Source organism: Pseudanabaena sp. PCC 7367 (assembly GCF_000317065.1).
Classification (GTDB): Bacteria; Cyanobacteriota; Cyanobacteriia; order Pseudanabaenales; family Pseudanabaenaceae; genus Thalassoporum; species Thalassoporum mexicanum.
Genome location: NC_019690.1, coordinates 195,938 through 218,731 on the forward strand (window position 1 = coordinate 195,938; position 22,794 = coordinate 218,731).

A 22,794-nucleotide genomic window follows, 5' to 3' on the forward strand; every position below is an offset into this window, starting at 1 on the left:
CTGTAGCCGTCACGCCGTCCAAGCCACCACTCAAGCAATTACACCTATCCGAGCGTCATATCTATCCCCTGGTAAATCGCTGCCGCGAATGCTACCCATCAACCATACCCATGCCTCTTCTGAACAGCCAATTGAACTTAAGGCCAATGATTCAAATGAATCAACACCTGCACCGTTCTCTTCTCTATAAACGAATTAAAAAGCTCAGGCCGGATTTACTTTGACTTTCAGCTTTTGAACCTGCTGCTGCACTCCTCTTCATTTGCATAAATTGATCTAAACTTTTCTAGTTGCCATTCCCAACCTGTTGCGCCATGAAAATTATTCACGGTACCTGGATTCCTCAACCTGAGTCGGAGTTTATTCAAACTGGGGCATTTTATGTGTGGGTAGAAACAGATACTTTACCAAAAAAACACAAAAAACAAGCTAGCGATCGCCACCCTTATCAGTTAACAAGCGAGTATCTGGCGGATTTTCTCAGGCAGGAAATAGGCGTTAAAGTATCTATTTTTCAGCGTGACGATCAAACTACCGCTACTAAATATTTCCTTCTGCCCAGTGCCAACAATAAACCATTACCTTCACCAGAACTGAGCCGCTATCTAGAAACAGAACCCCTCGAAGCAACTGGCTGGCAGTCCTGGGCGATCGATTGTTGTTCGATTGTCAACGTAATTAAATTCCTCAATGATCTGCATTTTCTCTGTTTACATCAAGCCGACCAGATGCAATTGGGGTCAGATTTATTTTTCTGGTATCACTACACCCAAGCCTTCCAGCAGGTTATTCTCAAAGATCAATATATTCCGGCGCTGAAATATCATGAGTTGCCGCAACCAAAAGGGAAAAGGAAGAAAGCTACTCCTAATTGGCAGATTTATCCCACCTGGGAAATTATTTCCGAAGCCTATGAAGCAGATTTGCAATCCTATCTGGACTATATGCCTTTGGTTTGTGTGGCAGGGCGAGCGAATGGAAATCATCACAATGGGGCGATCGCAGTTTATGACAAAGAAACCTTACTGCGCCACTTTTCCGAAGCACTGCTACATAATCTGGTCACCAACACACCCATTCCTGGCACTTTTGCGAAAAAGTTGGGCAATTCGCTGCTGCCTGGCGATTGTTTAAATGTTCGCCCCAAACCCTGGCAGGGCAATAATGATTACCTGGAAACCTATCAACAGTGGCAAGTCTGGCGACAAAAGATCGTGGGCTGGCAAAATGATGCTACTTTTCATCTTTGCTTCCAACTGAAAGAAGCGGCTACTGAACACACTGACGATTGGCAGATTCGCTTTCTGGTATCGCTCAAGCAAGACCCATCGCTAAGAATAGAACTGGATGATTACTGGTATCTGGGCACAAAACCCAAACGCGAATTTCTTAAACAGTTTGGCAAGGACTTTGAAAGACAACTTCTGCTGAGTCTGGGCTATGCGGCGCGCATGTATGCCAAGATTTGGCAGGGCTTGGAAACCGACAAACCCTCTGGCTTTCGCCTTACTCTCAGCGAAGCTTTTACCTTCTTGTCTGAAAGTGCCTGGGTATTAGAAGATGCTGGGTTTAAGGTGATTGTGCCTGCCTGGTGGACACCCAAGGGACGACAGCGAGCCAAAATCAAACTCAAAGCTGGGGCTAAACAATCTGCGCCCTCAAAAACTAGTAAAGGCTATTTTCAACTAGATACGATTATTCAATATCAGTATGAACTGGCGATCGGCGATCGCTCCATTACTGAGCAAGAGTGGCAGCAACTGGTTAATGCCAAAACGCCCCTGGTGAAGTTTCGGGGCGAGTGGATGCAACTGGATCAAAGCCAGATGAAGCAGATGTTAGAGTTCTGGCAAAAACACCACGATCAGTCACCGGAAATGAGTTTGCTGGATTTACTGCAAAAAGCGGCTGACGCTGACGCTGGTTTTGAAATTGATCCAGATCAAACCCTGGCGAAGATGATGGCTAAGTTACATGACCCCAGCCAGATTCAGCCGATCGGCAAGCTACCCAAATTACAGGGTACGTTGCGGGAATATCAAAAGCGCGGGGTTTCCTGGCTGCAATATTTAGAACAATTGGGTTTGAATGGTTGTCTCGCCGATGATATGGGCTTAGGTAAAACGGTGCAGGTAATCGCGCGGCTGGTGGCGGAGCGTGAAACTAGCTCAAAATCAAAGTCGAAATCTAAAGCTAAGTCAAAATCACAACCCGCACCGACAATTTTGATTGTGCCAACTTCTGTAATTGGTAACTGGCATAAGGAAATTAATAAGTTTGCGCCGCATTTGCGGGTATTGATTCACCACGGTGGCGATCGCCTGCAAGATGAAGCAGACTTCCAAGCTGCCTGTACCAAACATGACGTGGTGATTACTTCATTTACCCTGGCGCGCAAAGATGCCAAGCTATTCAATACAATTACCTGGCAACGGATTGTGCTGGATGAAGCCCAAAATATCAAAAATCCCAAAGCTGCCCAAACCAAAGCAATTTTAAAAATGCAAGCTAAGCACCGTCTGGCTTTGACTGGGACTCCGGTAGAAAATCGTCTGCTTGATTTGTGGTCAATTTTTAACTTTCTTAATCCTGGCTATTTGGGGCGCGAAGCCCAGTTTCGCAAGGGCTTTGAAATCCCGATCCAGAAAGAGAATAATCAGGTGCAAGCAACCACACTTAAAAAATTGGTGCAGCCGTTGATTTTGCGCCGCGTCAAGACCGATAAGCAAATTATTAAGGATTTACCCGATAAGCTCGAACATAAGCAATATTGCAATCTCACCAAGGAACAGGCTTCTTTATATGAAGCGGTGGTCAAAGATGTGACCGAGCAACTGGAAGCAGCAGAAGGGATTCAGCGCAAGGGTTTGATTCTGTCTACCCTGACCAAACTAAAGCAGATTTGTAATCATCCGCGTCAGTTTTTGCAGGATGGCAGTGAGTTTACGGCGGAGCGATCGGCAAAGTTGCAGCGCTTAGGCGAAATGCTGGAAGAGATTTTTGCTGAAGGTGAGAGCCTATTGATTTTCACCCAGTTCACGGAAATTGGCACAGCTTTGATTCAACACCTCAAACATACTTTGCACTGTAATACATATTTCCTGCATGGTGGCACTTCCCGCCCCAAAAGAGAACAAATGATTGGTGAGTTTCAAGATCCTGAAACCGAACCCTCGGCGTTTGTGCTCTCACTCAAAGCTGGGGGCGTGGGCATTACGCTTACCAAAGCCAATCATGTATTTCATTTCGATCGCTGGTGGAATCCGGCAGTAGAAGACCAGGCAACCGATCGCGCTTTTCGGATTGGCCAAAAGAAAAATGTGTTTGTGCATAAGTTCGTCACGATTGGCACCCTGGAAGAACGAATTGATCAGATGATTGAAGATAAGAAAAAAATGGCCGGGGCGATCGTTGGTGCTGATGAATCCTGGCTGACTGAACTGGACAATGAAAGCTTTAAACAGCTAATTACCCTGAGCAAACAGGCAGTCATTTAATTTAGATATTTAGATATTTAGATATTTAGATATTTCAATATTGAACACCATTGAACCAAACACATCTTTCGCAATCACTCAGCAACTCAATCGGCAATCGGCACAAATATCAACTATGGCACAATTTAGCAAAACCTGGTGGGGCAAGCGATTTATCGAAGCGCTGGAAGAATTTACCGATCCGGCGCGGCTAGGGCGTGGCCGTTCCTATGCGCGTAATGACAAAATTAAGGAATACCGCATCAAAGATGGGCAAGTTGTAGCGAAGGTGAGAGGTTCGATCAATCCCTATTTTGGCGTGTATAAGGAACCGCTGTATACAACCAAGATTGAAATCAAGCCCATTTCCGCGACAAGCTGGTCAAAAGCGATCGCCCTGCTCAGTTCCAGAGCCAGTTGGGTAACCAAACTATTAATGAATGAAATGCCCGATGATATTGACGAAGCCCTTGACAGCCTCAAGATTAATTTACTCCCCCATCGTCGTAGTGACTTTAAAACCAGTTGTTCCTGTCCTGATTATTCCAATCCTTGCAAGCACATCGCTGGAGTCCATTATTTAATTGCGGCACAGCTTGATCAAGATCCGTTTATTTTATTTGAACTGCGTGGACTGCCACGTCACCAACTTCAACAAGAACTGGCTAAATCTCCCCTTGGCAAAGCCCTTGCCGATATGTTCAACGATCAAGACTTGGCGATCGAACCTGCTAATGCTTATTATCCTGAACCGAAGGAAGTCTCACCACCGAAACAATCTTCAGTGCATGACTTTTGGCTAGGCGAAAAGCGCCTACCTCAGACGATCGAACCCGTTACTGAATCTAGCATTCCAGCGATCGTAGTTAAAAAAGGCGGTGACCATCCCCAATTCTGGCATCAAGATCGCTCTTTCATTGAAGTAATGGAAGAATTATATGCACGAGTACGAGCCAATAGTAAAAAGATGCTTTGATGTTAAATGTCAATTACCAATTTCGACGGCGTCAATTACTTGGCAAATAGCGGATGTAAATGACGTGTGCAAATGACAACTAAAACTAAGCTGAAAGGAACTGCATATGTTGAACCTCAAGGAGCAGTAAGATTCGGATTGATAGCGATTATTATTTTTGCGAGCGCTCAACAGCGTTGCGTTTACGGAAACTATCAGCATGAATTTCAACAATGAGAGCATGATGAATGAGGCGGTCAACGGCAGCAACAGTCATCATGTCATCGGCAAAGATGTGATCCCATTGCGAGAAAGGCTGATTAGCAGTAATGATGAGGCTTTTGCGTTCATAACGATGAGCAATCAGCTCAAACAGGACGGAAGTTTCAGCCTCAGATTTTTTGACATAGCCAAGATCATCAATAATGAGTAAATCAAAGCGGTCAAGTTTGGCAAGGATAGAGGCAAGCTGAAGTTGTAGTTTGGCTTGCTGTAGATGTTGTAGCAAAGCATAGGCCGAGAAGAACTTAACCCGTTTGCCCATTTCAATCATCGAGCGCCCGAGCGCAGCAGCAAGATGAGTTTTACCGACCCCGGAAGGTCCAAATAGCAAGCAGTTTTCGGCCCTATCCAACCAGGCCGTATCTTGTGCCAGTTGGATCAGTGGCGCTGATTTGAAACTAGGGCAATGTTCAAAATCGAAAGAGGTAAAGCTTTTACCAGTAGGTAATTTAGCCTCAGCGAGAGCTCGTTTGATCCGATTCTGTTGGCGATAATCCAGTTCCAATTCGCACAGAGCGAGCAAGAACCGGTCGTAAGCCCAATGCTGTTGGGTGGCCTTCTGCTCGATAGTCTGCCAATGTTGGAGCATGTGCGAGAGTCGTAGCTGTTTGAGTATCAGGCTCAGAGTATTGTTCGGGTTTGGTTTCGAGGAGTTGGTCATAGGCTGAAAGCGAATGTTGTTGTACGTTTAGTTGAGGTACGCTCAATTGCTGCTGGGGTAGTAGGAACTGTTGCTGTAGAGCCTTCAGGCTGAGAGTGCCCTGCTGCAGTTGGGTTTCAAGATAGTCGGCCACTGTAGTTTCTCTATCGTGCTTGGCAGCAATATAGAGGGCTTCAACCATGATGCGCGCTGCATTATCGATTTCAAAATCAGCCTGTAACCTCTGCCACAGCTGCCGCCATTGTTGATTAGGCAATAGGTCTTGCTGCCAGGTGCAGTAAATAAAGGCACGGGGTTTACGCCTGAGGCTATCAATTACATGGCGGTAGTTAATACAGCGAGCACGGCGGATTTTGGCTGACCCATGTACTCGCAAACGGGGTAGTTCCACCACTTGTTGCTGCCCCAAATAACCGACCAGGCGGTTGTGATAGATATGAATATTCAGCTGCCTGCCAATCAGTCTTGATGGCACCGTGTAAAGAATGCAGCGCACCGAAATGGTGCTGTGGCAGGTCACCCGCACCGTCAATTCTTCGTAATCGGCACAGCGATATCTCGGTAGTGGTTGTAGGGTTACTTTTTCCTCGGCAAACTTGGCGCTGCATTTACAATTGAGCTTGGCAACCACCTGCTCGATAAATTCTTGATATGCACTCACTGACTCAAACTCAAAGCTGCCACGCAAATACAGAGCTTGGCGCAACCGGCGCTTGAAATGTCCATGGGGAGATTCGATGGAGCCATTTTCATGAGCCACGCCTGGGTTATTGCGACTTGGACTCATGCCATAGTGTTCACATAGCTCGGCATAGAATTGGGTTAGTGGTTTATGCCGTTTGCCCGCCATATTCCGATAGGCAGCACTCAAATTATCGGTGCGATGCTGCTTTGGTACACCACCACAGGCATGCAGCGCATTCTGTAATCCTTCAGACAAGCCGATAAAGCTCTCGCCACCCTCGATTACCTGCACATATTGCCAGCCACTGTAGGCCAGACGGTAGTGGTACAGCAGGTGCTCATATTGTTTCCCTTTGATGGTAACTTCCACCTGTTTGAGCTCGGTAAAATCTGATAGACCCATTTCGCCGGGCTGATGGCGGATCTCAAACATTACCTCCTGCGGTTTGCCATGGATACTTTTCCATACCTGCACTCGCCTTTGTAAGGTACGCAATTGTTGCTCATATTGGCCTGGATAATGCTCGGCTAGATATTCATACAATGTCATCGCCTCTAGACGAGGCTCACGTCGAAGCATTGGCTCTAGCTCTTCCTCCCACACTCCTGATAGCGGATCTCGGCGGGTGCGCCAATCTCGCTCACCTTTACTCTTGGGCTGGTGTTTGCCTTGCTCAATACGGCTGCCGCTACGGACTGATATGCCGGCAATCTCGGCTGACTCATTTTGATTGCAGCCGACCTCTCGTGCTTTCTTGTACACTTGCACTTGATATTGTTTTATATATTGACCTGACACTGCTGACGTTCCACTTTCCTGTTTGAACGTCTTTAGTGTCTTTCTTTTTCCCGTTTTGATCTCTTTTTTCTAGTTGACGCCTACCTCCACTTGCGATCTCATATCCTTGCTGGCGATCATCTTTTTATGCCAAGTAATCGTCATCCAGACGCCAAGGTAATTGTCGCCTAACACTTTGAAACCCATACACGATTTATATACATGAATATTGTCTTTTTAACCAATGCTGCAACCCGCTTTGAAAAATAACACTAAACAAAGACCAGATTGCCAGGGTTAGCTAATGACTGTTGAACGATCGCAATGAACATCGCCATTGGTATTGGCAATGATGAGCACATCCCGCAAACTTATGCCAGACCCAGCATTACTGCCATCATTCCCATCGGCAATTGTATTTACATTAAAGGTTGCCATCCGCCAAAGCACTCCTCACAATTACATCACTAAGATAAATAATAAATAATAAAGTGAAAAAGGTTTAGCAGCAGCAACTTAATTAGTTCTTTTCAAGATTCACGAATGCGAATTTAATTTACACTCCCGATTACTGGTTTGCTCTAGCACAAACCGCTTAAACTAACTGTCCACTTTTTGAGGTGGAGCCACACCTCCAGATCTAGCATTTTTGCAATCTTGTAAAAGCTGCTCTAACTGCTCCGTAGTTAACGTTTCAGGTGCTTCAATCCTGTTAGTCCAGTAAAGCTGACACCGCCACACTTGCCTGATTAATTGTTCTCGGTTAGTCAATGTATCGGACAAATCTGGTTTTTGGGATGGGAACGCACAAGAGCCACCAGAATTAGCCATCACCTTAGCGTTGGCAATTTGATGCTGATTATCTATGGTCAGCCTGCTTTGGTTTATCCAATTAGTAGTAGGCCATACTCCACCAGCCCTACCAACATTGCCTTGATCCAGAGGTAAATTGTCACAGAGCCTGATCGCATCAAAACGGTTTCCGGTCTTCACTTCGTGCGACACTTCGGTGCTGGCCGCAAAGTACAGCGTGGAGAAGGTATCACCGATATCTGTCTGCTCTTCTATACTGGTGCAAATTTTGTCAATCCGGTGGTCAAGCTCTCCGGTCGCTTTCATCGAATCGGATTGATCGACCACGAGGTACAATGCTACCGGCATCTGCTGCATTTGGAACCAAAGGGAAGCAAACACCGGCACTAAAAAGAGCAGAGTCATAAACAATGCTCCGCTTGAGCTTTGTATTTTTTGCGTTATCGCCATATAATTAAGCTCCATGAATATAACGTCATGTGCACCTTTATCCCAGATATGCTGTCTGTAAAGGTGCTGGGGGGATTGTGCCGTATTTCTATAAACCCACCCCGCCAGGTGGGATACAAGAGAAATACACGCCTTTCCCCCAATAATATTTAAAAGCAAACCACTTGTTCTGACTAGATCTAAGCTGTAATAGTCAGCTATAATTAGGCATAGATAATTTCTACCCTCCTAAGCAAGTAACTAACAAGTAACTAAGTAATAATAGTCATTAAAAACCCCAAAAACCATAAAATATTAGTTTTTAGTGCTTACAATCGCGTTTTGGCTGGTAAATTTAATACATACTAACAATCATAAGCTGGTAAAATAATTACATGCTAAAAGCATACCATGATAAATATCATGATATTTATAAGGCATTGCAAGCTAATGCTCTATAAAAGTTCGCAATTATTATTTTCAGTAATGCCATTTTGTCGTGGATGACGATCGTCGAGCTCAGGAATTAAAAAAATATCTGCTAGATATCCTCATTGGCATACCAGGATTAAGTGCCGATTCGATCGGACATGTCCTTTTTGGGCTTCCATTGAGAGAGGAAAGAACAAAAAATGAAGGTAGGAAAGCTCACATAAAGCTTCAAACAGTCAGTGAGCTAGTTAATGGTCTCACCCATGTACTGCAAGCTATTGAAGAACAGCCAGATCTGTTTTTAAGCAATCAAAAGAACCAAAAAGTTAAGCCGAATGCTCAAAAACCTTCTAGAGAGGATATTCTGCGTGCCTTTCATATGCAGAGCCAACTCACTTGGGAAGAGCGTGAACAACTAGGCTTACGAGCCGGTGATGACGATATTCTGGTGCAGCAAGCGTTACTTAATCTGGCTCTATATCCTGGGCAACATCGCAAGCAGCAGATTATAGATCTTTATAAGGCCTCAATCGGTGCTGATTTTTCGGAGTCACCCTCTGAGCCAATTACAAGCCTTGATGATGTTGATGGCTGTATTAACAAATTTTTTGAGCTACGGCTACAAGAACACAAGCTACTAATAGGTAAGGTAAAAAATGCAATTACACGTCTGCTATTGCAGGCAGGTACAGGTCAGATGCGCTTCATTAGTTTTAATGACCAGGATCAATATGTTAAAAGGTTTTTACCGCATGCTTTTGTGGAGCGCTTCACGCAAGTTGTTGTTGATAATAACCTGCTCAATCAAGAACTACCAGTCTATATTCAAGGAATTACCATCAATCATCTTGGTCCTCTGCCAGTACCAATCCACAAGGGAAATAAAGCACAAGGTGTATTTCATAAGGAATTGTTAGAGCTTCATTTTCCACAATATGAACCTCTTCACACACCCATAGATACAATTTTTGAGCAATTATTATCACGAAAGACATCCGAGGCAGAGGTTGAGTTCTATGTCCGGATAAAAGAAGAAGATAATGATGATCAAAATAATAAAAATAGATCCTACACCCCCTTCTCTAAAAGGGTTTATGAAAAGCTAAAAACACAGGTTGAAGGAAAATCTCGAATTCACTTCACAATAAAAAGCTCTGGGTTGGGAGGCACTCTTTCTCAAGTAATACGGGTAATCAATAAGGCTTTATTCTGGGGTATTAATTGCTTACAGGATGATTATTTCCCGATCGCCCATGATGTCTTGATCCACCAGGACATTATTCAGAACAATGTTCCTTCAGCAGTTTGGTCTCATTGCTTAGTGAAGCTTTGTCGCTATGAAACGATTGAAAAAGCATTAACAGCTAGCTACCAACCTTTGCAGAAAAAAGGGGAAAGCAATCCTATTAACATCTCTAATGAATCCTACTATATGGGTATTCGCTCTTATGAAGAATTCACCTTCATTGATCCAATAGGTCGTGGAGATTACTGTCATTTTGACGTACTAGCCAGTGCAGCTAAGGCTGCTCTCCAGGCGCGTCTGCGGGCAGTTAATTTAACAGGGATTCCATCTCAGACTTATGTGCATGATTTACTACATCGCGTAGAACAACAATACATCATTGATGAGGCAAAGGCCTTGGTGACTGGCTATCCATTTTCATCCTTTGCCATGGAGAGTTGGTTAAGGACAGAATTATTGCCAGATAAAGTCAAAGTAGACGTTAAGTCATTCTCTTACGCTACCTTTGATGCCTACCTCACGATCACTGAGACTTTCCTAACTGAAGGCTCATACCGTAGTGCCTTCAAGTATTTAGATGTATTAAAACGATTATTAGATCATATATCTAAAAGTTGGGTTTATTGGTGTGACAAATACGAAACACAGTATAGTCGCTACAACGACATGGAAAAATACGCTTTTTCAGGCTCTTTGCTTGTCCGCTATGAACTATGTCTAGCTGAATATTTCTATGTCTTAGACTGGCAATCGGAGTTAGCATCAGAACAGACTCATTATTTCCTTGCGGATGAGCAATTACGAGATACGAAAGATTGTCTGGGTAATGCATGGCAAGCATTAGACCGGGCAGAACAGTTGCTCACAGTCAGATTGGCTAAATATTATGTGATCCATGAGGTTTCTCAGGCCACCTTTGCCCCCTATTACAAGTTGCTCTCTAAAATCTATCTATTGAGGGCAAAAATGTTGCTGTTCTTTCCTACAGCGGCTGGCACGGTAAATCCTGTGTACAAACTACCGACTGATTCTAAGCGCATTGCTAATAGAACAGAACCAAAGCATATTCATGGGGGACGTTTGTTTCTTCTAGAACGTGCTCGTTTATATGCAGCTTGCAACGGGGATGATGAACTATATGTTATTTGTACAGCTTATCAGTGTCTAGCCTTACTAATGGCTTCATTCGTTCGAGATGGCTTTACGATCGATGCGGCGAATCAGTTGGGCATTTCTATGACACCTGGCGATTGCCGCACTTGGGCACAGCAGCGTCGTGATCATGCATTGCTTCGTTATACCGCCACTGGTAAGCGTTGCTATCACGAGATCAAACGAAATAGCGGCATGTCTTCCGATTTGGCCAAAGAACATCGCATATTTGGGCGCTATGAAATTGATGCGGTGCCAAATATCCGTGAGACGATCGGTGAGCATCCACCTGGCTACAAAAAACTCAAATTACAGGGGGAAATGCATGATGAATCTGAGGTGATCAATGAGTTCTTATATCTCGATATGCGCTTCTTAATGCTACCTAGAAGTACGGTTGATCCAGATGATCCCCAAAGCAAACAATTGATTTATATGTTTGGGCCAACATCGTGCTATTTATTTTTAATTCGCGGCCTCTGCCATCTGTGTAGCAATAACCAGACAGAATTTGGTGATCAGAGCCCTCAATTAACTGAAACAAATGATTTAGATTTAAATGATTGGGACAAAAAGCTAGAAGAATGCTATCGCCTATTTACCTATGCATGGGCAATTGCTGATGATGGTGGTGTTATTGAGCAAATGGCTACCGAAGAAGGCAAATGGAGAATTAGACGCTACACCGAGGCTAGAAATAAGGCGACCCATGATCTTCACGCTACTAGTATCCGGGATCTTTATCCATACCGGGTGACAGATATTGCTGATCTGGGTAAAGTATTTGCCGCTATCTGCGCCACTTTGAGGATTTATACTCAATCTAATGCTCAGGAACGTCATCATGAAATAGCATGGCTGTTTAACGGTTTAAAAGGCCAAGAGAGCTTTCAAAAGGATAATTCACTAGGTCAAGCCTTGAAGGGTCAACGGCGCTATAATGGCCACCTGGCTACGTATTTAGACAAATGTCAGGCCAAAATCAAGGAAGCAGCTCAAAATGCCCAATACAATGCAGCATCTATTCTGGAGGAGAGAGATAGTCTAGTAAGCGACATTTTTGAATTGACTGCCTGTGCTCATGAAACCGATCCTTGTTGATTCTGATACCCCTACTTTGTCAAATCAGGTGCATCTTTCAAATCCTCATCGGCCAGATCCTCAAAATCAATATTTTCATATAGCAGTGAGAGGGGAAACTCCAGATTAAGGCTAAAAATATGAATTAAGGGATCGGCTGCTGATGCTTCAATCGTGGTGGATGAATATTCCCAGGTGCGATCGCGTCGCTGGTAAACTTCAATCCTGGGTTGCTCTGGGTTAATTAGGATATAGGTTTGTAAGGTATCGAGCAGCATATAGGTTTGTTGCTTGATGCCGCGATCGCGGGCTTCGGCAGCAGGCGATAGTACCTCGGCCACCAGACAAGGATATTGCCAGAAATCACGGGCAAACCGATCGCGTTGATCGCAGGTGACCACAATGTCTGGATAGTAGTATTTCCCAGCTTTGATCATGACCTTGGCATCACTAACTGCAACCTTGCAGTTTTTACCACGTAAATGCGGGATCAGCAGGGCGGCGAAATTAGTAGCAACCTGGCTATGGGGAATGGTGCCCCCGGTCATGGCGATAATCTTGCCGTTCTCATATTCATATTTGAATTCTTGATTGGCTTCCCAGGTCAGATATGCTGCTGGCGACATGGTGGGTAAGTCGCTCTGTATCTCTTTATGGGCATCACCTTGGGCTTGGCTAATCATGGCATCTTCCTGGCTACATCAGGCAAGTTTGGTCAGCGATCAATGTAGATCAGTGTAGATCAGTGCAATAGTTAATAGAATAGATATCAATCGGGCTAAGTCATTATTGTAAGAAAAAAGAGCCAAGGTTAGTAATTATGCTATTGACCAGAGACTATCAAGAAACCATACAAGAAAGGGTGCAAAGCGATCCTGAATTTGCTAGTGGTTTGCTGAATGAAGCTATTTCACTTTTTCTAAATGGCGAACCAGAGGTAGCTAGATTCATGCCACGAGATCTGGTTAATGCCACAGTGGGATTTGAAGAATTGGCGATCGCTACGGCTAAGCCCAGCAAAAGCTTACACCGAATGCTATCAGCTCAAGGTAATCCGACTATGGATAATTTCGCAATTATTATTGATGTTTTGCGACGATATCTGAATGTAGAGATTCAAATCAATACTGTGCCCTGCAATTAGCTGCCAAGATTGGCCTAGCTAGTTCTATAAATTAACCAATTCGATCGAGATAAATAGGCCAAACACCAAATAATACAGAAATACATATAATCTTGAGGAATATATACTGATTATTGCTCGCTGCTATACAATAGTGGTAGTCAGCGCTCCCTGGTGCCCGATCCTAAATATTTGCACATTGCTGGATCAAGCCTTGATATTGGCGATATGATTAAGTTTCAGTCGTCTTAGCACCCTTTACATTTTACATGTCATATATACATATCAGTGTATATAAGCTAGTTGGCGCTTAACCGATCCCCTTGTGTTTTACCAATCTATTGATCTATGTCAAAAAAACTAATTGGTGAAGGTTCTAGAGAAGGCTTGTTTATTCGGCTGCCCAAAAGCGAAAAGGCGATCCTCGATCAGTATTGTCGTCTGACCGATCGCCGCCAAACCGATGTAATCCGCGAATATATTCGGTCTTTGGAAGCTAAGTTGCAACCCCATTAAGCTAACTAGTTTGGGCTAATTCGGCCTAGCTAGATTGACCCCTGGCAAACTTCAAAAAAAACAAGTAAAGAACCAAGCCATCCACCAACCAGAAGCCACAAGAAGCACAAAAAGAAGGAGTAGGCATTACTCTACTCCCCTGTCTGGGTCGGTTCTTAGTTATTACGTTCGTTGGGGATAGAATGAGCGAACTAACCTAATAAGGCTTCCATTTGGGTTTCCAATCGCACTAGACAAGCCAGAATCACTGGTTTAGCTTTCGCATTACAGGTTTCGAGCTGAGCCATATAGTGGGCATGGAGCGCTTCACATTCGTTTAGGTCAAAATCAGGAATGCGGCTTTGGTGGGGTTGATAAAAATCTACCAATCGTTCTGTTTCTTCCATTTCTGCCATTTCCTCCATTTGGATTGATGTATTGGTTGCGTGTTGAGGGCGATCGATCGGTTGGCTAAAGGCTGGCTCAAGCTCAATTACTACGGGCATTTCTGGTTGAGGCGCGGTCTGATTGAGAACTGGTTGCAGAATCATAAATTCGGTGGTCATGGTGATTACTCCTGGATTATTTAGGCTTAGGCGCGGGCTTGAATTAATTGGCTGAGTTGATTGAGGCGATCGCTAGATTTACAAATTTGTAAAGAACCTACGAACTTAAGTCCTGGTCTGGCACAAACTGATAGAAATATTGCTCTAGCTTGCGATGCACCAACTTGGACATCGCCGGAGTGCAGCGCGTGAATAAAGTTTCCATTAGTTGGCGAATTTTTTGCTGCTGTTTAATTTGAATCTGGCGGCGTTCATTTGCCGAAAGCTTCTTAAAATTGGCTCTAGCATTTAATAGTTCGCGCTGGTTAGCTGGCTGAGCGGTTGAACTGATGCCTGTTTGAATGGTTGGTTGTTCAGCAAGCTGATTGGTTAAATGGTTATCTTGCGAAATTGCCAGATCTGGATCAATATCGATCGTAATTGGCTCTAGTCCAGAATTAGGCTCAAGCCCACCCGCTCGATCCGGCTCAGACATGGGCAAACTAGCAGGTTTCGATCGCTCTTGATATTTGGCCACAATCTCCTTCACCAGCTTTCCTGTAATGCGATCGCCCGTTGCCAGCACCTCCTGCCATGCCAGTCTTTGTTGCTGAGCATCCAACCCCGCCAAGGGTCGGCATTGCCGTTCATTTTGGGGCAGCATTGGCGCAACACCGGTAAGATTTTTAATCACCTTTGCGGCGGCAATCTTGCCATAGGCATAGGTCTTGCTAATCCCAAACTGCTCAAACGCATAGGCTTCAAAATTCGCGTGGGTTTCGCGGTAGAGGCGGCTCTCTTGAATATCCAGCAAGGCTAGACCGATTTCGATAATATTCTGCCGAATCATCTGCTCATATTTATGCAAGCGCTGCCGTTCTGCGACCGAGAGCGGTGATTGTAATTCGGCCTCAGTTAGCTCATTGCTATTAGTAAGCTGGCTCACAATCTCAGCATTCACGATCGCTGAATTAGAAAGGCTCAAGGGGCGATCGCCTTGATTCAAGTCTGCTTGCTTAAATCCTCGATTCGATTCCAGATTAGATTTAAAGTTAGATTCAACTTCAACTTCAGGATCAGCTTCAGGATCAGCCCCCCCATCCAAGTCATTATGCAAGTGATTGAAATTATTAAAGTCATCATTCCATCGATCCGGTTGGGACTGCGCATTAGCTGGCATAGGGCGTATCTCCTGTTTCTAGGGTTGCTGTAGTTTCTAAGGCGAACAACAAATCTAAAATCGCGGTCAGTTCCGCTTGATATTGCTGAACTTGCTGCATGTGGGCACGGCGGGCATCCAACCCAGCCACGGCAATCGGTTTAGGTAGACCCAGGGCAGTAGCGTGGCGCAGCGATCGATCCATATAGGAAGCATCGGCCTTTCGGCTCCAGTTGCTAATCTGTGCTTCGGTGGCCTGGAACAATCGCGCCAGGTCTTTGTTCTTGCCCAATTCCAGATGCCTAAGGGTAATTTTGGCTAGCAATTGAGAACGACTGAGTTGGCGCAAATTCGCTATGTTCGATTGATGTTGGTGAGTTTTTCTTAGTTGGTTCATCGGTAGATCTGGTTTGAATAATTTTGAAGCTAGCGAAACTAATAGGAATATTGAACATCTTAAAAATGCAAGCAACAATGCTAATAAATGCAAGCAATTATAAGAGTTTAGGAACTAACTAGAACGATCGAATTAGTGCTGGGGGCGATCTTTCTAGCCTGCTTAGATATCTAATGGGTGAGAATCTTTAATAAAATGCACCCATTTAACGAAAATTAACCCATTGCTGACTTTAATTTTTTGTGAGGTATTAATTGGAGTTTTAATTTAAACTTAATTTTAATTTCAAACTACGCTTAAGCCCCAAGGTACGGTAATTACAACTGCTTCTAGCCGGTTGTTTGGCTAGAATGTTATAAGTTGTCTAGCAAATGGGAATAATAAATATAGTCAAATCAAATAAGCTGCCAAAAGGTGGTTGTCCGGGGGAGTCATCGAGTATTTAGTTAGCCCAAGTTAGCTCAAGATGTAGATAAGCAGACACGATCGTTAACTGTTAGCACGGATGTTTGAATGTTGCTAATAGTTAGTGATAGCAGGGGAAATAGTCTTTGTTTCCATTAAAAATATAATAGCCTCTTATGCATTAGTGTAATTTGCAGTTAAACTATATATGGTGCTTAATCTTGCCATTAAGTATATTCTAAGTTATACGTCTAGAATATGTCAAATTATATTTTATTGCAATCTATAGTGTTTTTAAATACAAACAGGGATTGTCATGAAAATTGAATATATCCTTATAAAAGGTTGCACACAGGCGGTACTATTAAGTATTATCTCTACTATTACCTTTTTGCCTCACTTGATAAAGATTTAGTTCCTTCATTGCTTCGCTTTTAACCTATTCATTTCTGGGACATTTAGAAAGCTAAATCCTAAATCTTAAACCATTGATTAACCCAACTAACTAAGACTAGTTGGGCTGGGTCTGCTCCGATCTTGGTAGAGGTGGCTGACATTAATAGATAGTAGTAACGACGTATGCAACTCAATTATCAAAGTACATGCCCAAAGATAATGGACACAAAAGCAATGCGATCGCCGCATGAGATTCTTAGTCTAGTAATGCAGCGCCACGAATTAACCGGCACCCAAATGGCTCATCAGTCGGGGTTGTCCGAAGCTCAAATTAGCAACTTCAAAACTGGCCGCAAAAGTCTGGCCACAGAAAGCTTAATTAAATTAATTATGGCGTTGCCTAATGATGCTCGTGTTGAATTCCTAGAGGCTGCTTTCGATCTGCCTGATTTAGGTTATGCCTATCTGAAGCGGCCACGTCCGTTTACAGCATTCCTGTTGTGGTGGTTGAATGAATTTGATGTCACCCTACGTGATTTGCAAAAGAAGGCATTGATCTATACCAATTTTGAGATCGAGCAACTAGACGACCTATTGCATAATCGCCGCGACCCAACTGATACTGAATTGTTGGGTTTTTCGATCATTATGGCGCAGATCGATCCTGACCAAGAGGAACGCTACGCAACAGAAAAGTTAATTGCAATTCGTGATTGTGGTGAACCTTATATGTGGTCGGCTCTTGAAGCAGAATCGAGTATCAATACGCTGGGGTCAAAGAATGGCAAAAGGGGTAAATATCCCTAGCACATTTCGATCGGATCGAAAAACTATTTAAACTTTTTTTGAGCATTCTTGCTGCGTAAATAAGTAAGCTAAATCTTAGTCAGGTACTAGTTCTTGGCTGATTTAGCTAGTTCGTTAAATCAAATCGCTTTGCATCAGCTAAATTAATCATTTTAATTAATCATTAAGCTAGTTGAGGAATGCCCCAAATGTTGATCAATATCAAGCCCCTGCCATAGTTGGTGGGGGTTAATTTAGTTACTAATTAATTACAAATTAATTACCAGCAATCGCCAGGATTAGGTTTGGGATAAGTCGATCGCCTGCAAAAGTTGGCATAACGCCTGAGCTATGATGGTCTGATAGTCTTTCTTTTACAACTCAGCCAAGTTCCTTTTTATTGCTATCCTTAAAACTCAAAACCTATGACTGAACTAACCCAAACTGCGATCCAAATGCAAACCGCGATCCACGTCAAAACCAAAGTGCTACCAGGGAATCGGGTGGAAATCACCTTGCCCGCCCACACCACGGCGAAGATGGTCGATGTATTTGTGGTGCTGCCAGAACAATTGCTGGAGGAGACTCAGACATTATCGATTTTAGAAATAATTGAAAATGTACGGGGCAAAATAAAGTATCGATCGGCTGAAGATATCGATCGGCAAATTCAAGCGGAGCGAGATTCATGGGACTTCTAAGAAACCTTTATTTTAACTGTTATAGTTTGAGAACTAATCTAGATATCTAACCATACAATCAAATTAACTGAATAATCAGAAAGTGCGACGGAGCAAATAAATGTTTTCAAGATTAGAACTTGATAACTTTGGTATTTTTAACCAATTTGTGTGGGAGAACCATACCAGAATTAATATCTTAATTGGCAAAAATGATACCGGTAAAAGCTATCTACTTAAAATCCTTTATGCACTTGCAAAGAGTATAGAAGATCATAATAAACAAGCACAGCCAGATTCCTTACAGAAAGACCTAAGAACTCTGCTGGCAGATAAACTAATTTGGACATTTCAACCCGAGAAAGGATTAGGTCAATTAGTTACAAAGGGGCAAAGTAGATTAAATGTAGAAGCTCGTATATGCAAAGAAAATTATCACTTTTCTTTCGGGCGTGACACCAATCGTCAAATCAAAGATATTTCTAATTTTGTTCTACCTTCAGATAACTTGGGAGCGATTTTTATTCCTCCTAAAGAAGTGCTGACAGCTTTTGAAGCGATCGCCGCAGTACGCGAGCAGCTTGAAATTTTTGGCTTTGACGATACATACTATGACCTGATTACCGCCCTACGTTTACCAACTACTCAAGGCAGAATCCAAAAAGATTTAAAGGAAGTTCTGGACAGTCTTGAACAGCTCTTCAGTGGTGAGATTGTCCGTGAAGATAAGCAGTTTGTGCTGAAGCGAGGTAGAGAAAAGTTTGGCATGTTTCAGGTGGCTGAAGGTGTTAAAAAAATTGGCGTTCTTACTACCCTTATTCGTAATCGCGTTCTTCAAAAGGGAACTATCTTATTTATAGATGAGCCCGAAAATAATCTGCATCCTGAAGCGATCGTGACGCTTTGCAAAATGCTGTTTAGTCTCAGTAAAGCAGGAATTCAAATTTACCTCGCTACCCATAGCTATTTTGTGATTCAGCAGTTTGAACTAATTGCGCGTCATCATAATGAAGAAATTCAGATTTGCTCTTTAGTGAAACAAGATGAAACAGAAAATACAATCACACCGGAATTCCAAGATTTACGCCAGGGAATTCCTGATAATCCAATTATTGATGTTTCTATTAAGCTGTATGAGGAGGATGTGAGATTGGAGTTAGAAGTGTAGATATGCCAGATTACCAGGAAAGTGGCTTAAATATTTCACTACCCAATAATCAATGCTTTCGCTTTTGTGATTTGAACACATATAAAGGGCTTAAGGGGAAGCAGCTAAAAGAAGTTGATTTTTGCTGGTGGGATTCAAGTCGTAATACATTCTGGCTTTTGGAAGTAAAGGATTACAGTCACTTGACAAGTATTGAAAAGTTACCTGACCATCTGCTAGAAAATCTTACTAATAAAATAACGGATTCCTTACTTATACTCGGTGCTGCCTGGAGTGGCACAAATAAAGGTCAAAACATACTTCATGAATTACCATCAACTTTCCGAATCTTTCCTATGACACCGCATAAGATGAAGATAGTATGCATACTTAAGCTCACTGAACATCATAAAAAAGTTTATCTTAAGCCACTAAAAGATAATTTGAATAATCGACTGGCTGGCAGAGTTGCGCTATTTGATTTACAACGTGTCACTTTAATTGATCACGGCACAGCATCAACAATGGGGTTACCAATTACTTCTATGTAAAGATGAAATGGTTCTTTCACGATCGCCTAACCTTATTTACCCCATTTCAATCACGTAAACCGGCAAGGGGATAGAAAGGGCGATTATCATCCGTTGTAGTGTTAACCATTCAACCAGTTAGCTAGTTAACAGGCCAGCTATATATAGTTTCTTGTAGTTGAGGCCTAAATATTAATTGGCAAGGGGCATAACCAGATATACATTGTAAGCTAGACTATGTATGCCCTCCCTTTGATAAGAAACTTTACATTTAGCCGTGTATATGTGAGCGTCTGTTATTTTGAACATAGCCAGCATATCCCTTGCCTTGTGTTAACAATTGAAGACTATGGTCGGCAATCCTGAGCCTTGGTACCCAAGTAAGCAAAGGCGATCGATGGAGCAAACTGACATGCTGTACCGATCGTTGTTTTATGGTTCTGAACATGCGATCGTGGTCTATGCCAGGGATACTACTGTTCTAGCGATCAATCCGGTTGCGGCTAAGCATCTAGGGCGATCGATCGAGGAATGCTGGGGCAAGACGTTGCAAGAATTAGAGCCATCAAAATATGAGCTAACCGGCCAAAGGCTAGCACAGGTAATTGATACTGGCGAAACGCTGCAGACCGAAGATTGGCTTGAATTGCCCAGTGGGAATAAATGCTTCGCTTCTACCTTGCAAGTGATTCGGGATTTTGAACCGGGCAAAGACGCGGTGCAGGCGATCGCCGTTGATATCACTGCCCAAAAGCAAGCGGCAGCAGCAAACCAGGAAAATGAATTCCGCTCTCGCTATCTCTATGAAAATACGCCAGTAATGATGCATTCGATCGATAGTGCGGGCAGATTGGTGAATGTTAGTAACCATTGGCTGGCAAAACTTGGCTACACCAGAAAGGAAGTGATTGGCAGAAAGTCGATTGAATTCCTCTCACCAGCTTCACGCCGCTATGCAGAAGAGATTGCCTTGCCTGTCTTTTTCCAAACTGGGAGAGTAGAAGATGTGCCATATCAGTTCGTTTGTAAAGATGGTCGGCTCTTAGATGTTTTACTCTCGGCGATCGTGGAGTATGACCAGAATGGCAATATTAACCATTCATTGGCCGTATTGAATGATGTAACTGAGCAAAAAAAAGCAGAAGCAGATCTCCGTCAAGCCTATGCAGAAGTGGAAGCCCAGGTGCTACAACGGACAGAGCAACTAAGTCAGGCCAATCAACTTCTTCATCAAGAGATTAAAAAACATGTGGTGACGGAAACTGCGCTGCGCGAGAGTGAAGCAACTAAGCAGATTATCTTAGATACCATTCCCGATTTATTGGTGCGGATGGATGCAGCAGGCAATTATCTCGATATGATATCTGGTGGTGATATCCCCTTGATCAAGCCGCTAGAGGAAATGGAAAATGTCAATATTTATGATGCTATACCTCACGATCTGGCAGAGCAGCGTATGCACTTCACTGCAATTGCTTTGGCCACTGGCGAGAAACAGATTTACGAATATAAAATAGAAGTAAAAGGAAGGGTCTATTATGAAGAGGCTCGGATTGTAGTTATTGGTGAAGATGAAGTTTTAGTTATTATTCGTAATATTAGCGATCGCAAGGAAGTAGAAGCTGCCCTGCATGAAAGTAGAGAAAGATATCGATTACTATCAATGCTCAGCCCGATCGGGATCTGGAAAGCCGACCCACAAGGGCGCTATCTTTATGTAAATGAACGGGAATGTCAGATCACTGGTCTTAGTGAAGCGGAATTAATCGTAGAAGGGTGGGAAAGTGCCTTATTCTCTGACGATCGAGAACAGGTTCTAACAAAATGGTCAAACTTCAGAGCTCAAGCTGAGCGTAATGAAGCAGAGGAAATCGACTTAGAATGTCGCTTACTGCATGTTGATGGTACGATCGCCTGGGTCTGGACGCAGATCGTAGTAGAACGCGATGATCATGGTGAAATTAGTGGTTATATTGGCGCCGTAATTGATATTAGCGATCGTAAAGCAGCCGAGATCGCTCTATCTGATAATTCTGCTTTCCTGCAAACAATCATGGATAATCTACCGGTTCCTTTATTCGTGAAAGACGGCCGCACAGAAAATTTTGGCCAGTTCATCTTTGTCAATGAAATCTTTGAGCATTTGTTTGGAGTCTCAGCCGCTGATATCATCGGTAAAACGGATTATGATTTCTTTCCCCAAGAACAGGCAGATTTCTTTCGACTCAAGGATCTAGAGGCCTATGAGACCAAAGGGGGCGTGGATATTCCCGAAGAACCGATCGATAGTATCACCCTGGGCAGGAGAATTCTGCGTACCCTCAAAGTCCCCCTCTTTGATCAGGCGGGTAATCCCAAGTACCTGATTGGTTTTGCTCAGGATATTACTGATTACAAGACCAATGAAGCGAAAATGCAAGCTAATCTGCTGAAGGAACAAGAGTTAAATCAGCTCAAAACTGAATTTGTGAACATTACTTCCCATGAGTTCCGTAACCCACTCGCTACAATCAGTGCAGCTTGTGAGAATCTGATCAACTATTCCCACAAACTGTCAGAGCAGAGCAAACGAAAACGCTTGAGTAATATTAAACAAGCCTGCCAACATATGCATAACTTGCTAGAGGAGGTGTTGGCATTGGCGAAATTGGAATCGGGTAAGTTTGTCTATGACCCAGCTTTCCTTGATTTTGGGGCGTTCTGCCTGGAAACAATTAACAAATTTGAAGTAACTAGTCAACAAAAATCAATCGACCTGGATTATCAAGTGATCGGCGATTGCAGTCAGCTTTGGCTCGATCGGCGCTTAGCTAGCCTGGCTTTGCATAATCTCTTGAGTAATGCAATCAAGTTCTCACCTGCCCACAGCACAGTCAGCATGACCATAGAGCGCCATGATCAAACAGTAACAGTAGTAGTAGCAGATCAGGGGATTGGCATTCCCGCTCAGGATCTAGACCAGCTATTTAACTCCTTTCATCGCGCCAGTAATGCTACCCAAATCGAGGGCACAGGCTTGGGCTTGTCGATCGCTAAGCAGGTAATTGAGCTATGCGGCGGCACCATTAATGTAACCAGCACGATCGATCAGGGCTCAACCTTCACGATTGAACTGCCCTGTATGCGATCGAACTAATTGCCAG

General features: G+C 43.4%; 18 protein-coding genes. 10 read left to right on the forward strand and 8 right to left on the reverse strand.

All coding sequences use genetic code 11. The features are described from left to right. The first annotated feature begins 314 nt into the window (after positions 1 to 314). Positions 315 to 3,497, forward strand: a complete 3,183-nt coding sequence (locus PSE7367_RS19175; RefSeq protein ID WP_015146211.1) for a DEAD/DEAH box helicase — start codon at positions 315 to 317, stop codon at positions 3,495 to 3,497. Between the two features lie 115 nt (positions 3,498 to 3,612). Beyond that, complete coding sequence (locus PSE7367_RS19180) at positions 3,613 to 4,452, forward strand: SWIM zinc finger family protein (protein WP_015146212.1); 840 nt, start codon at positions 3,613 to 3,615, stop codon at positions 4,450 to 4,452. 151 nt (positions 4,453 to 4,603) lie between these two features. Here PSE7367_RS19180 and istB read toward each other — a convergent pair whose 3' ends face one another. The 4 genes from istB to PSE7367_RS19195 all read right to left on the reverse strand — a co-directional run bounded on the left by istB (position 4,604) and on the right by PSE7367_RS19195 (position 8,099). Further along, complete coding sequence (gene istB, locus PSE7367_RS19185; protein ID WP_041699222.1) at positions 4,604 to 5,281, reverse strand: IS21-like element helper ATPase IstB; 678 nt, start codon at positions 5,279 to 5,281, stop codon at positions 4,604 to 4,606. Continuing rightward, positions 5,169 to 6,857 (reverse strand): IS21 family transposase, encoded by a 1,689-nt coding sequence (gene istA / locus PSE7367_RS21405; protein ID WP_015146090.1) that lies wholly within the window; start codon positions 6,855 to 6,857, stop codon positions 5,169 to 5,171. Before istA ends, istB begins: the two co-directional genes overlap by 113 nt. A gap of 276 nt (positions 6,858 to 7,133) precedes the next feature. Continuing rightward, the gene (locus PSE7367_RS22270; protein ID WP_015146213.1) at positions 7,134 to 7,274 is read right to left on the reverse strand and encodes a hypothetical protein; all 141 of its coding nucleotides are present in this window, start codon (positions 7,272 to 7,274) and stop codon (positions 7,134 to 7,136) included. Positions 7,275 to 7,436: 162 nt separating this feature from the next. Beyond that, positions 7,437 to 8,099 carry a hypothetical protein gene (locus PSE7367_RS19195; RefSeq protein WP_156800572.1) on the reverse strand — a complete coding sequence of 221 codons (663 nt, stop codon included), beginning with the start codon at positions 8,097 to 8,099 and terminating at the stop codon, positions 7,437 to 7,439. A 478-nt stretch (positions 8,100 to 8,577) separates the two neighbouring features. On the opposite strand from PSE7367_RS19195, the gene PSE7367_RS19200 reads away from it, so the two are divergent. Continuing rightward, entirely contained in the window at positions 8,578 to 12,009 is a 3,432-nt protein-coding gene (locus PSE7367_RS19200; protein ID WP_015146215.1) for a hypothetical protein, read from the forward strand. Positions 12,010 to 12,020: 11 nt separating this feature from the next. On the opposite strand, the gene PSE7367_RS19205 is transcribed toward PSE7367_RS19200, so the two are convergent. Continuing rightward, positions 12,021 to 12,671 carry a Uma2 family endonuclease gene (locus PSE7367_RS19205; protein WP_015146216.1) on the reverse strand — a complete coding sequence of 217 codons (651 nt, stop codon included), beginning with the start codon at positions 12,669 to 12,671 and terminating at the stop codon, positions 12,021 to 12,023. Between the two features lie 137 nt (positions 12,672 to 12,808). Here PSE7367_RS19205 and PSE7367_RS19210 point away from each other — a divergent pair, with 137 nt between their 5' ends. Together PSE7367_RS19210 and PSE7367_RS22585 are read left to right on the forward strand one after the other, a co-directional pair. Next, positions 12,809 to 13,132: a helix-turn-helix domain-containing transcriptional regulator gene (locus PSE7367_RS19210; RefSeq protein ID WP_015146217.1), complete on the forward strand. Its 324-nt coding sequence runs from the start codon at positions 12,809 to 12,811 to the stop codon at positions 13,130 to 13,132. 327 nt (positions 13,133 to 13,459) lie between these two features. Next, on the forward strand, positions 13,460 to 13,627 hold the full coding sequence (locus PSE7367_RS22585; RefSeq protein WP_015146218.1) for a hypothetical protein: 168 nt from the start codon (positions 13,460 to 13,462) through the stop codon (positions 13,625 to 13,627). A 191-nt stretch (positions 13,628 to 13,818) separates the two neighbouring features. Here the strand turns inward: PSE7367_RS22585 and PSE7367_RS19215 are convergent, their stop codons facing one another. From PSE7367_RS19215 to PSE7367_RS19225, 3 genes are all read right to left on the reverse strand, one after another. Next, positions 13,819 to 14,172, reverse strand: coding sequence for a hypothetical protein (locus PSE7367_RS19215; RefSeq protein ID WP_015146219.1), 354 nt, complete (start codon positions 14,170 to 14,172; stop codon positions 13,819 to 13,821). Between the two features lie 97 nt (positions 14,173 to 14,269). Next, positions 14,270 to 15,331 (reverse strand): hypothetical protein, encoded by a 1,062-nt coding sequence (locus tag PSE7367_RS20885; RefSeq protein WP_015146220.1) that lies wholly within the window; start codon positions 15,329 to 15,331, stop codon positions 14,270 to 14,272. Continuing rightward, positions 15,321 to 15,707 (reverse strand): hypothetical protein, encoded by a 387-nt coding sequence (locus PSE7367_RS19225; RefSeq protein ID WP_015146221.1) that lies wholly within the window; start codon positions 15,705 to 15,707, stop codon positions 15,321 to 15,323. Before PSE7367_RS19225 ends, PSE7367_RS20885 begins: the two co-directional genes overlap by 11 nt. A 1,020-nt stretch (positions 15,708 to 16,727) precedes the next feature. Between PSE7367_RS19225 and PSE7367_RS19230 the strand changes: the two genes are divergently transcribed. From PSE7367_RS19230 to PSE7367_RS19250, 5 genes are all read left to right on the forward strand, one after another. Next, entirely contained in the window at positions 16,728 to 17,315 is a 588-nt protein-coding gene (locus PSE7367_RS19230; RefSeq protein WP_041700219.1) for a helix-turn-helix domain-containing protein, read from the forward strand. A 404-nt stretch (positions 17,316 to 17,719) separates the two neighbouring features. Further along, on the forward strand, positions 17,720 to 17,995 hold the full coding sequence (locus PSE7367_RS19235) for a hypothetical protein (protein ID WP_015146223.1): 276 nt from the start codon (positions 17,720 to 17,722) through the stop codon (positions 17,993 to 17,995). 100 nt (positions 17,996 to 18,095) lie between these two features. Beyond that, positions 18,096 to 19,142 carry an AAA family ATPase gene (locus PSE7367_RS19240; RefSeq protein WP_015146224.1) on the forward strand — a complete coding sequence of 349 codons (1,047 nt, stop codon included), beginning with the start codon at positions 18,096 to 18,098 and terminating at the stop codon, positions 19,140 to 19,142. Positions 19,143 to 19,144: 2 nt separating this feature from the next. After that, the gene (locus PSE7367_RS19245) at positions 19,145 to 19,672 is read left to right on the forward strand and encodes a hypothetical protein (protein WP_015146225.1); all 528 of its coding nucleotides are present in this window, start codon (positions 19,145 to 19,147) and stop codon (positions 19,670 to 19,672) included. Positions 19,673 to 20,000: 328 nt separating this feature from the next. Next, positions 20,001 to 22,787 (forward strand): sensor histidine kinase, encoded by a 2,787-nt coding sequence (locus tag PSE7367_RS19250; RefSeq protein ID WP_156800574.1) that lies wholly within the window; start codon positions 20,001 to 20,003, stop codon positions 22,785 to 22,787. Positions 22,788 to 22,794 lie beyond the last annotated feature (7 nt).

Excerpts from the sequence above, each read along its gene's own strand:
- PSE7367_RS19245 (WP_015146225.1), top strand. The coding sequence starts at position 19,145 with ATGCCAGATTACCAGGAAAGTGGCTTAAATATTTCACTACCCAATAAT.
- PSE7367_RS19195 (WP_156800572.1), bottom strand. The coding sequence starts at position 8,099 with ATGGCGATAACGCAAAAAATACAAAGCTCAAGCGGAGCATTGTTTATG.
- PSE7367_RS19205 (WP_015146216.1), bottom strand. The coding sequence starts at position 12,671 with ATGATTAGCCAAGCCCAAGGTGATGCCCATAAAGAGATACAGAGCGAC.
- PSE7367_RS19175 (WP_015146211.1), top strand. The coding sequence starts at position 315 with ATGAAAATTATTCACGGTACCTGGATTCCTCAACCTGAGTCGGAGTTT.
- PSE7367_RS19250 (WP_156800574.1), top strand. The coding sequence starts at position 20,001 with ATGGTCGGCAATCCTGAGCCTTGGTACCCAAGTAAGCAAAGGCGATCG.
- PSE7367_RS20885 (WP_015146220.1), bottom strand. The coding sequence starts at position 15,331 with ATGCCAGCTAATGCGCAGTCCCAACCGGATCGATGGAATGATGACTTT.
- PSE7367_RS22270 (WP_015146213.1), bottom strand. The coding sequence starts at position 7,274 with ATGGCAACCTTTAATGTAAATACAATTGCCGATGGGAATGATGGCAGT.
- PSE7367_RS22585 (WP_015146218.1), top strand. The coding sequence starts at position 13,460 with ATGTCAAAAAAACTAATTGGTGAAGGTTCTAGAGAAGGCTTGTTTATT.
- PSE7367_RS19225 (WP_015146221.1), bottom strand. The coding sequence starts at position 15,707 with ATGAACCAACTAAGAAAAACTCACCAACATCAATCGAACATAGCGAAT.
- PSE7367_RS19180 (WP_015146212.1), top strand. The coding sequence starts at position 3,613 with ATGGCACAATTTAGCAAAACCTGGTGGGGCAAGCGATTTATCGAAGCG.
- PSE7367_RS19235 (WP_015146223.1), top strand. The coding sequence starts at position 17,720 with ATGACTGAACTAACCCAAACTGCGATCCAAATGCAAACCGCGATCCAC.
- PSE7367_RS19230 (WP_041700219.1), top strand. The coding sequence starts at position 16,728 with ATGGACACAAAAGCAATGCGATCGCCGCATGAGATTCTTAGTCTAGTA.
- PSE7367_RS19215 (WP_015146219.1), bottom strand. The coding sequence starts at position 14,172 with ATGACCACCGAATTTATGATTCTGCAACCAGTTCTCAATCAGACCGCG.
- PSE7367_RS19240 (WP_015146224.1), top strand. The coding sequence starts at position 18,096 with ATGTTTTCAAGATTAGAACTTGATAACTTTGGTATTTTTAACCAATTT.
- PSE7367_RS19210 (WP_015146217.1), top strand. The coding sequence starts at position 12,809 with ATGCTATTGACCAGAGACTATCAAGAAACCATACAAGAAAGGGTGCAA.